The sequence below is a fragment of the Polaromonas sp. genome (assembly GCF_012927415.1).
In the GTDB taxonomy this organism is placed as follows: Bacteria; Pseudomonadota; Gammaproteobacteria; order Burkholderiales; family Burkholderiaceae_C; genus Polaromonas.
Window position 1 is genome coordinate 1 of the sequence record NZ_JABBPF010000215.1, and the last position, 9,809, is coordinate 9,809.

The window sequence follows — 9,809 nt, forward strand, 5'->3', positions numbered from 1 at the left end:
ACCGACAGCGGCGATTGCAGCGGACCAAAGAGCGCGCGCAACGTGTTGATGCACCCGGACGTGGACGCTGCCGTCTTTGAAGTGGCGCGAGGCGGCGTGCTGCGCGAAGGCCTGGGTTTTGACCGCTGTCAAGTTGCCGTGGTGACCAACATCGGCAGCGGCGACCACCTGGGACTGAACTACATCACCACGGTGGAAGACCTGGCCGTGCTTAAACGGGTGGTGGTCCAAAATGTGTCGCCTACCGGTTATGCGGTTCTCAACGCCGCCGACACCATGGTTACCGACATGGCGCGGGCTTGCCCCGGCAAGGTGATCTTTTTTGCCACCGACCGCCACCAGCCGCTGATGGCGACTCACCGCGCGCAGGGCAAGCGCACGGTGTATGTCGATGGCCCCGTGCTGGTAGCCGCCGAAGGTTCCTGGGTTGAGCGGATTGCGCTGAACAACATTCCCGTCACTCGGGGCGGAAGCATCGGCTTTCAGGTCGAAAACGTGATGGCTGCAGTGGCGGCAGCGTGGGCCGTGGGCATCACCTGGGACACTATCAAAAGCGGCCTCGCCAGCTTTGTCACGGACTCGCACAATGCGCCGGGCCGCTTTAATGTGATGGACTACGCCGGCGCGACCGTCATCGCGGATTACGGTCACAACCCCGACGCCATGCGCGCCCTTGTGGCGGCCGTTGACGCCATGCCCGCGCAGCGGCGCAGCGTGGTCATCAGCGGTGCCGGCGACCGCCGCGACAACGACATCCGCGACCAGACCGTCATTCTTGGCGACGCCTTTGACGACGTCATTCTCTACCAGGACGCCGCCCAGCGCGGCCGTGCCGATGGAGAAGTCATGGCGCTGCTACGTGAGGGGCTGGCAGGCGCCGTCCGGACAAAAAACATTGACGAAATACGCGGCGAATTTCTGGCTATTGACACGGCGCTGGCGCGACTGCAACCGGGTGACCTGTGCCTGATTCTGGTGGATCAAGTGCAGGAAGCGCTCGACCATCTGGCGGCGCGCGTGGTCCAGGCCAAAGAAAAATTGAGCAGCCACTGATTCTCATACCCCAACTACCCCGGCTACCCCCCCGGATTCCATGCCCATATCGACTCAGGTCCATATAAATCGGCTTCAGTTAGCTATTTATTTGATAGCATTGTTGTTTTTCATGGCGCTGTCGTGCATAAAATCGGCCCCATGACCTGGAACGCGACGCTGGAACTGGACTACACACGGCGAGCCGACAAGACGGTCGCTCACTTTCGCCACAGCGGCCCGTTGCGGATCTTGCAAAGCCTGTACCCGGAAGGCGATGAAATATGCCACAACGTCATCGTTCATCCACCCGGCGGGCTCGTGGGCGGCGATACGCTGGATTTGAAATTCAGCGCTGGCGCCGGCGCGCATGGCTTGGTGACCACGCCCGGTGCCACGCGTTTTTACCGCTCCAGCGGCGCGTTTGCGCTGCAGCGAACGCATCTCTCGCTGGCGGCGGGCGCGCGACTGGAGTGGCTTCCGCTCGAAACGATTTGCTACAACGGTTGTCTGGCCGAGAACCGCCTGACCATGACATTGGCCCCCGGCGCCGAGTTGATCGGCTGGGACATCACCGCTTTCGGCTTGCCCGCCGCCCACCAGCCCTTCGAGCTCGGCAGTTTTTGCCAGCATATTGAAGTGCCCGGCGTTTGGCTGGAGCGCGCGCGCGTGGCCGCCGGCGATACCCTGCTTTTGAACAGCCCGCTGGGCTTTGCAGGCCACCGCTGCCTGGCGTCGCTCTTTTTTGTGGCCGGGAGCAAGATCGATCGCAATCGCAAGCAAGAGGCTCTGGACGTCGCGCGGCAGGTGATCGAGGTGCACCCATTGTCAGCAACGGCGGGTGCCACCAGCCCCGACGGAAAAATTGTCGTTGTCAGGGTACTGGCGCCCATGGTCGAGCCTGCCATGGCACTGCTCAGGCAGGTCTGGCAAGCCTGGCGTGGTCATTTCTGGCAGAAAGCGGCATCCACACCACGCATATGGTCAATGTAGCCAAAGGCAATGCCTTGCGCAAACCGTTTGCGAACCCGGCTCCACCGTATTTCGCCGTCTTTATCGGTTCGCGGACTTATTGCCGTTGAGAGACCTGTCCTACAGATGAATCGGGCATTGGACACGGCCTAATCACTGTATTTCCTGTCAGAAAAAAAAAGCCTGAACAGTTAATCTCAACTAATAACTAATTCACCAGGAGTTTGAATATGCCAACAGCGACCAAATCCCGTTTCCCGCGCCCTGCACGGCTACACCGCTTGGGCAGAGGCGTGACTTACTTCGGTTTTGCCGCTCTGCTGGCAATGACGGCTGCAACGGCACAAATGGCTTCTGCGCAAATAACCGCAGGTACCACCGGCATTGATGCAACAGGTAACGCCAAAAGTGAAATGGCATTTTGCAACAGTGGGAAAAGCCAACAGGCAAAGGCCACCTGCATGACAGAGGTCCGCAATGCCAATGCAGAAAAGCGCGCAGGCAAGCTGGGCGGTAGCGGAGATCTTGCTGCGAACGCCCTGAAGCGTTGCGAGGTTTTCAAGGAAGCTACCGATCAAAGTGCCTGCCAGGCACGCGTCATGAGCGAGAACAAGGCGCAGGGCAGTATCGCCGGTGGCGGCGTGCTTCGCGAAGCGGAAACCGTGGTGCCTGCAGCACAGTAACTGCTGCCATCCACCATTCAGGTGCCGCAATTGGGCATCGTAGAGGCGAAAAATGTGGGTCATTCCCACTTTTTTCGTTGTGTCGGGGAGGGTTGAGTTGTTGGGCTTTCTGGGACTAAATTGCCACAAGCTGCCAAACCCGATTGATCTGCGTATCTTTGCCAGCGCCCGGGCATGAATTCGCCTCGCTGCATGACTCGATAATCTGGGTCTGGAATTTTCTTTCCGTTGAATTCAGTGCTATCAGTTCTTGTGGGAATGTGGTCCATCAAGGGCTTGAGCGGCGCGATCTTGCCTAGGCCGTTGCGGCCTATCAGTGCCGTTCCCTTGCCGAGATGGGCCTGCAGGTTGACATCGGAAGTTTGCCCTTGAGCGTCAGAAACAGGCTGCTGCGCGTGCACTTTCTTGGTCCGTCATGCCGATCACGGATGCATCCAGTAGCAGCAACTTCAGACCTTGCCCCGGTAATAAGCCGATTTCCAGGCGCCATTTGGGGAGATGCAGCGCAACTCGTTTCGTGCGATGTCAAGGCAAAGCTTGTTGACGACCTTGAAGTCGCCCAGGCAAGCGCTCAAATCTTCCAGGTCGATAACGCGGCCTTGCGCCATGTCCACCTCGTCCGGCAGCCCGGGTGGCGATCTTGATAGAGCTCGCTGGGTTCACTTCGTTTGGGTTGACGCTACAGACCTGCGACACGCACACAGCGCGCCAGCGACACCGTACATGAAGATCTAATCACCCCGTTCGTCAGTTTGTAGTCAGCAGGCTTCAGCACCGGCCAAACTTGTTGCCGACCAGTCACTTGGCAAACAGTACAACCCCAACAGCGCCAGCCGGCTGAGTACAAGAAGGTGTCGATTTGTATGGTTGAGGTGATCAGGGGAATGTTGAGGATGTGCTTGAAAACGGTAAAACCGTTGTTGCTGCCAAGGTCGATTTCATCGTAAAAAAAACAGCATCATGGTTGCAAACGTCATGGCCCGGGTGATGGTGGAAAAGTACACCCTTGCACCGGCTCGTCAGCCTTCTTGCCATTGCCGTCGATGTAATTTTCTCCGGGGGCGTCTTTTATGCAGCGATGCTCCGATTTTGGATATCGCAGGCGAATGAAAAAAGATTCCGGCCGACTTACACCGCACAATCGACATGAACGGATTTGCGAGCATTTGCCGCCCAAGCTTTTGACGCATTGGCTTTTTGTGACAACACGCGGCGACCTGCGGTTGCAATCATTGCCATTGCCGGCTTGCCTCACGTTCTCAACCATGCGGGCGGTATGTCGAAGATGAATCCCTCCTCTTGGCCGGAAGACAAACAATCCTTCGCAAACCAAAAGGCCTTGGCGGCCCGCCCAAACACCAGGGCAGAAAAATGACTAGCATAAACACAGTGTTTATAAATAAGGACTTTCAACCATGCCACATGCTCTGGCCTACTCCGCCAAATCACCGACCGCCCCGCTCACAAGCTTTTCTATCGAGCGTCGTTCGCCCGGTCAGCTCGATGTAGCGATCGAGATTCTGTTCTGCGGCGTTTGTCACTCCGACCTGCACACGGCGCGCAATGAATGGGAAAACACCATTTACCCGTCAGTGCCAGGCCACGAAATCGTGGGCCGCGTGACGGCCGTGGGTGATCTCGTGTCGAAATTCAAGGTGGGCGATATTGTCGGCGTGGGTTGCATGGTGGACAGCTGCCAGCACTGCAAGCCCTGCGCTGACGGACTGGAGCAATATTGCGAAAACGGCTTTACCGGCACCTATAACGGCCCCGAACAAGGCACGGGCGCCAATACCTATGGTGGCTACTCCAGCCACATTGTGGTGCGCGAATCATTTATTCTGCGTGTCTCGCATGCCGAAAATGATCTGGCGGCCGTGGCGCCGCTTCTGTGCGCCGGCATCACGACCTATTCACCGCTGCGCCAGTGGAAGGTCGGCCCGGGACAAAAGGTGGGCATCGTCGGGCTGGGCGGTCTTGGCCATATGGGGGTGAAGATCGCAGCTGCTCTTGGAGCCCATGTCGTGCTGTTTACCACCTCTGCCAACAAGCGAGCGGACGCCTTGCGCTTGGGCGCCAAGGAAGTTGTCGTCTCGAAGAATGCCGAAGAAATGGCGGCTCATGCGGGCAGCTTCGATTTCATCCTGAATACAGTAGCAGCGCCACATAACCTGGATGCTTTCCTGGTTCTGCTCAAGCTCGACGGCACCATGACGCTGGTGGGCGCTCCAGCCAGCCCGCACCCCTCGCCCGGTGTGTTCAACCTGATCATGAAACGCCGGCGTTTGGCGGGATCGTTGATCGGCGGCATCCGCGAGACGCAGGAAATGCTCGATTTTTGCGCGCAGCACGGCATCGTTTCCGACATCGAATCGATCCGTATGGACGAGATCGAGACGGCCTATGAGCGAATGCTGAAGAGTGATGTCAAATACCGTTTTGTTGTCGACATGGCAACTCTCAAAAACTAGTTAACCTGGACCCAAAAAGGCTTCTTGCGCTGAGGATTATCGGAAATTCAGTTTGACATCTGCCGGCTTCAGCGCATAGAAGGTAACAGTGCACTTTCTGCCATGTCCTGTGCCTATTCGTGCCTTGCATGCAGAGCAGCTTGCGCCTGTTACTGACGATAGGCGCTGAGCCGCTTTCAGGGCGTTAAGTTTGCGCAGCGAGGTTCGGCCACAGCGCTCCAGTGATGTCTGTTTTAATCCGGTTTTCGACTTTCGTCTTCTTCATCTTCCTCTTCATCGCCTGCAAGATCTTCAACCACTGCGCCAACCTCAATCGGCAAAATTTCTGGCAAGGAGCCGGCACCTAGCCCTTCTTCAATGCGGTCAGGAAGGATGTCTGCATCTTCACGATCCATGCCGGAGCCTGCAGAGGCACGCTCGCCAGTGCCGGCTGCATCGCTGTCGCTGGACATTTCGCCCTCGCCATAAGCGCCTTGTGCATCACTGCCGCTGTCGGAATTGTCACTCGGGCCCAAGGCATCGGTGTCTTTTCCGGTCACCTGCTCGGGAAGGTGTGTACCGCCGAGAATGCTGCTGGTTGCCATGGCGCTCCTTGAATTTTTTTACGGACCTCTGATTCTCCGAAAAGAAGGAAAAACCTGCTGTGGGACAGCTCATCCCATTCATGTCAGCGGCGGTCCCGGTCTGGCATGGCCTGCGCGCCGGAATCAGCCCAAACCAGCAAGGAGGCCGGACTAACGCCCGGCAGGCGCTATTAAGTCGATAGCTAATAATGCCGATGAATATTGGACCAGAGGCTTTTTAGGCAAGTTTTTTACCCTGCATGGCCCAAAAGGTATGGTTGACTAAGTGAGCAGGGGTTAGAAAGCGCACGACCCCCTGTTCAGGGAAGGTGCTCATATTCAACCCTCTGACAACGGTGCCGAAAATGCCAAGAACGGTGTCTGTTGCGGCTAGGTATGTAAACAGACGAAACTTTTGGCAAGTTTATTTGCCCCCGCCCTTCACTTTGATTCCAATTGGAAAGTCCGTGGCTGCAACACCCTACCTTCGCACAGCCGCCATAACCAGAACCACGAGAACCAGAACCACGAGAACTTCAGTGTTCCAACCCATAAAGATATTTTCCGTTCATCAGGTGACGGCATACGTCCATCCCACTGGTACCAAATATCAGGCCCAGGCGTGGTCTGTCCTGCTCACCTTGACTTTGGGCGCAACACTACTGGCCATGAGCATCCATGCCAGAGCTGCAGAACCCGGCAGCGCTAAACCCACACAACCGGCTTTGCAAGTCGGAGAAGCACCAGACAGAGCTACCACCGCCGTGGCACGCACAGCGCCCAAATATGCAGCACAAGACGTTGAGCGAGCCTTTGGTTTTCTGGATTCCAACCACGACGGCAAGATAAGCCGCGGGGAAGCTGCGGGCTTCAAAAACGTAGCGAAATATTTCGATGCCGCGGATTCCGACAAAGACGGCACCCTTTCGCGTGAGGAATTTGACAATGCTTTGAATGGAGCCAGGCCCCAGTAACAGCTCTGCAGAACGAGTAACTGCCGCTGGGCCTGCGGGCACAGCGCTCGTAATTCGATCATACGGAACTTCATTTTGCTGGCGCCACCTAATGATTTGAGAGTTTCTTGAGTTCGATATTTAGGGCCACCAATGGGCGCCCGTGAGGCGGCCAAGCTGTTGAAATGGCTCGTCGCTGCGCCGCTATGATGGGTAATGCTTTTCAGACAGGCTTCAGGCCAGGGGCCAGAGCGTTTTCGCTCCTGTCTGCACGGCTTGCTGGTTCGCCAACCGGCGGCCAGGCAAATAAAACATCCTCACTCCCCGCTAATTGCTCCCCATGCCGTCCTGCCAGACTACCGACAAATTCATTGCTCTCTTTGGCAGCGGCGCGCATGTCGACGCGATCAAAAGTTTTTATGCGCTGATGCGCCCATGCGGGAAAACAGCCATTCACCGCGTCGCGACCTTGCCACACCGATGAATCTTCGAATGCGGGGGGAGCCGACGACCAGCGTCATCGACAAAACTGGTGCGCCAATGCGGGGAAGATTGTGCGCAAACGTCCCTCTCATGATCGCGCGCGCCACAAAACGCAGATGTATGGCTGAAACAGCCCGCCAACGTTTCGAAAACAAGACATGAAGTACGTTGTTGCCGTCAGGGCACTGTGCGAGTTCACCGCCAAACATGGTGACCTGGATCTGCGTTTCACGCCCTCGCCTTCGGCGGCCGAGGGTATAGCCGGACACGCGCTGGTAGCGTCACGACGTGGCAAGGACTATCAGGCAGAACTGAGCCTGTCGGGTGAGTACAAGACCCTGCAGATTCGCGGCCGTGCCGACGGCTATGACCCAGTGCAAAACCTGCTGGAAGAGGTTAAGACCTTCCGCGGGGACCTGCATGCCATGCCGCATAATCGCCGCAACCTGCACTGGGCGCAACTTAAGATTTACGGCTGGTTGCTCTGTTGTGAAAAAGGTATTGAAGACATCCACCTGTCGCTGGTCTACCTTGACATTGCCAGCCTGCAGGAAACGCCCTTGACCGAACACTTCACGGCCGCGTCATTGAAAGAATACTTTGACATGCAGTGCGCGCACTTTCTGCTGTGGGCCGAGCAGGAGCTGGCGCACCGGACTGCTCGCGATGTGGCACTCAGCGCCCTCAACTTTCCATACCCCAATTTTCGGCCGGGCCAGCGCGACCTGGCCGAGGCCGTTTACAAAACGGCGCAGGCAGGAATTTGCCTGATGGCCCAAGCCACCACAGGCATCGGCAAAACTGTTGGCACGGTGTTTCCGCTCCTCAAGTCGATGCCCAAACAGCGACTGGACAAGCTGCTTTTCCTGGCCGCAAAAACGCCGGGACGCAAGCTGGCGCTGGACGCACTTGCGCTGATCAGGCATGGCATGCCGCCAGCGACGCAACTGCCCCAGGCCGCAGCGTGCCAAAAAACAATCCATGTCAACTTCTTACCACTGCGGGTTCTGGAGTTGGTGGCACGCGACAAGTCATGCGAGCACCCGGACAAGGCCTGCCACGGCGACTCGTGCCCGTTAGCCAAAGGGTTTTACGACAGGTTGCCGCAGGCGCGTATGGCGGCAGTGCAATACGCCAGTGCAGGCGCCAAGATGCTGGACAAAGCCGCGCTGCGCGAGATAGCTCTCGTGCATCACGTATGCCCCTATTACCTGAGCCAGGAACTGGCCACATGGTCCGATGTGGTGGTCGGCGACTACAACTATTACTTCGACACAAGCGCCATGCTTTACGGCATGACAAGCGCATACCAGTGGCGGGTGAGTGTGCTGGTCGACGAGGCCCACAACATGATTGAGCGTGCGCGAAAAATGTATTCGGCGACCCTTGACCAAGCGCAATTGCATGAGGTGCACGCGTCGGCCCCTAAAGCCATCAAAGGCGTACTTGAGCGGCTCAATCGAAACTTTAACGATTTGCATCAGGTACAAACACAAAGCTATCAGGTTTACCCCGAGTTGCCAGTCAATTTTCTCAAAGCGCTGCAACTGGCAATCACCCGCATCACCGATTTTCTGGTGGCCAATCCGACACGGATCGACGGCCTGCTGCAGGGGTTCTATTTTGAAGCCCTGCATTTTTCGCGCATGGCCGAGGCGTTTGGATCACACTCGCTGTTTGACATCAGTTTGAATGACGATGGCGAAAACGGAACCAGCCCATTTCAGGCCGGGCATGGTTGCGCGACGCTCAATATCCGCAACGTCGTACCGGCACCTTTTTTGGCTCCGCGCTTTGCCGCTGCGCATTCGGTCGCCCTGTTTTCAGCCACGCTGAGTCCCCAAAATTATTACGCTGACACGCTGGGCCTGCCCGCCGACACCGCCTGGGTCGATGTGTTGTCGCCATTCACTTCCGAACAGTTGCAGGTGGGGGTCGTGAGCGACATCTCCACCCGCTACCGGCACCGGACCAGTTCGCTCTCGCCGATCGTGGACTTGATGGCACGGCAATATGTCGAAAAGCCCGGGAATTACCTGGCTTTTTCAAGTAGCTACGATTACTTGCAAAACCTCACGGGGTTGTTCAGGAGCCGTTATCCACATATCCCGATGTGGGAGCAGACCCGCCACATGAACGAAAACGCCCGCGACGAATTTCTGGGGCGTTTCACGCCAAACACATCAGGCATCGGGTTTGCCGTGCTGGGCGGTTCTTTTGCCGAGGGTATCGATCTGCCTGGAGACCGCCTGATCGGGGCTTTTATCGCCACTTTGGGCCTGCCGCAAATCAATCCGGTGAATGAGCAGATCAGGCAGCGCATGGCTGCTAACTTCGGTGCATCCAGGGGCTACGACTACACCTACCTCTATCCGGGTTTGCAAAAAGTCGTGCAGGCTGCCGGGAGAGTGATTCGCACGACTTCCGACCGCGGCGTGGTTTACTTAATTGACGACCGGTTTACGCGCGCGGAGGTGCAGCGCCTGCTTCCCGCTTGGTGGCAGATCAGGCACATGCACGCAAAGTCGGGCGGATTCACAGCGGCTTGAATGGCAAAGCTCAACACACCTTAAAATACGCCGAACAGCATCAGTAGCAAGATCACGGTAATGGGCACTCCGAGTAGCCAGGCAATGATAGGCATTTGGTTCT

9 protein-coding genes are annotated in these 9,809 nt (G+C 57.1%); 6 read left to right on the forward strand and 3 right to left on the reverse strand.

The features are described from left to right. From HHJ19_RS17660 to HHJ19_RS17670, 3 genes are all read left to right on the forward strand, one after another. The coding region (locus HHJ19_RS17660; protein WP_296909165.1) for a cyanophycin synthetase at window positions 1-1,053 on the forward strand (1,053 nt) is incomplete at its 5' end. 141 nt (window positions 1,054-1,194) lie between these two features. After that, window positions 1,195-2,025 carry an urease accessory protein UreD gene (locus HHJ19_RS17665; protein WP_296909166.1) on the forward strand — a complete coding sequence of 277 codons (831 nt, stop codon included), beginning with the start codon at window positions 1,195-1,197 and terminating at the stop codon, window positions 2,023-2,025. A 209-nt stretch (window positions 2,026-2,234) separates the two neighbouring features. Further along, a complete protein-coding gene (locus tag HHJ19_RS17670) occupies window positions 2,235-2,687 on the forward strand; it encodes a hypothetical protein (RefSeq protein ID WP_296909167.1) in 453 nt (150 codons plus the stop codon). A gap of 59 nt (window positions 2,688-2,746) precedes the next feature. On the opposite strand, the gene HHJ19_RS17675 is transcribed toward HHJ19_RS17670, so the two are convergent. Both HHJ19_RS17675 and HHJ19_RS17680 read right to left on the reverse strand, forming a co-directional pair. Beyond that, complete coding sequence (locus tag HHJ19_RS17675; RefSeq protein WP_296909168.1) at window positions 2,747-3,088, reverse strand: hypothetical protein; 342 nt, start codon at window positions 3,086-3,088, stop codon at window positions 2,747-2,749. Between the two features lie 48 nt (window positions 3,089-3,136). Further along, window positions 3,137-3,295 (reverse strand): hypothetical protein, encoded by a 159-nt coding sequence (locus HHJ19_RS17680; protein WP_296909169.1) that lies wholly within the window; start codon window positions 3,293-3,295, stop codon window positions 3,137-3,139. 807 nt (window positions 3,296-4,102) lie between these two features. On the opposite strand from HHJ19_RS17680, the gene HHJ19_RS17685 reads away from it, so the two are divergent. Next, window positions 4,103-5,158, forward strand: coding sequence for an NAD(P)-dependent alcohol dehydrogenase (locus HHJ19_RS17685; protein WP_296909170.1), 1,056 nt, complete (start codon window positions 4,103-4,105; stop codon window positions 5,156-5,158). Window positions 5,159-5,391: 233 nt separating this feature from the next. On the opposite strand, the gene HHJ19_RS17690 is transcribed toward HHJ19_RS17685, so the two are convergent. Further along, window positions 5,392-5,742, reverse strand: coding sequence for a hypothetical protein (locus HHJ19_RS17690; protein WP_296909171.1), 351 nt, complete (start codon window positions 5,740-5,742; stop codon window positions 5,392-5,394). Window positions 5,743-6,260: 518 nt separating this feature from the next. On the opposite strand from HHJ19_RS17690, the gene HHJ19_RS17695 reads away from it, so the two are divergent. Further along, window positions 6,261-6,695 carry a hypothetical protein gene (locus tag HHJ19_RS17695; protein WP_296909172.1) on the forward strand — a complete coding sequence of 145 codons (435 nt, stop codon included), beginning with the start codon at window positions 6,261-6,263 and terminating at the stop codon, window positions 6,693-6,695. A 620-nt stretch (window positions 6,696-7,315) separates the two neighbouring features. Further along, window positions 7,316-9,706 (forward strand): ATP-dependent DNA helicase, encoded by a 2,391-nt coding sequence (locus HHJ19_RS17700; RefSeq protein ID WP_296909173.1) that lies wholly within the window; start codon window positions 7,316-7,318, stop codon window positions 9,704-9,706. The last annotated feature ends 103 nt before the right edge of the window (window positions 9,707-9,809 follow it).

Bases quoted from the DNA above. Each gene is read 5' to 3' on its own strand.
- HHJ19_RS17700 (WP_296909173.1), top strand. From the start codon at position 7,316: ATGAAGTACGTTGTTGCCGTCAGGGCACTGTGCGAGTTCACCGCCAAA.
- HHJ19_RS17665 (WP_296909166.1), top strand. From the start codon at position 1,195: ATGACCTGGAACGCGACGCTGGAACTGGACTACACACGGCGAGCCGAC.
- HHJ19_RS17690 (WP_296909171.1), bottom strand. From the start codon at position 5,742: ATGGCAACCAGCAGCATTCTCGGCGGTACACACCTTCCCGAGCAGGTG.
- HHJ19_RS17670 (WP_296909167.1), top strand. From the start codon at position 2,235: ATGCCAACAGCGACCAAATCCCGTTTCCCGCGCCCTGCACGGCTACAC.
- HHJ19_RS17680 (WP_296909169.1), bottom strand. From the start codon at position 3,295: ATGGCGCAAGGCCGCGTTATCGACCTGGAAGATTTGAGCGCTTGCCTG.
- HHJ19_RS17685 (WP_296909170.1), top strand. From the start codon at position 4,103: ATGCCACATGCTCTGGCCTACTCCGCCAAATCACCGACCGCCCCGCTC.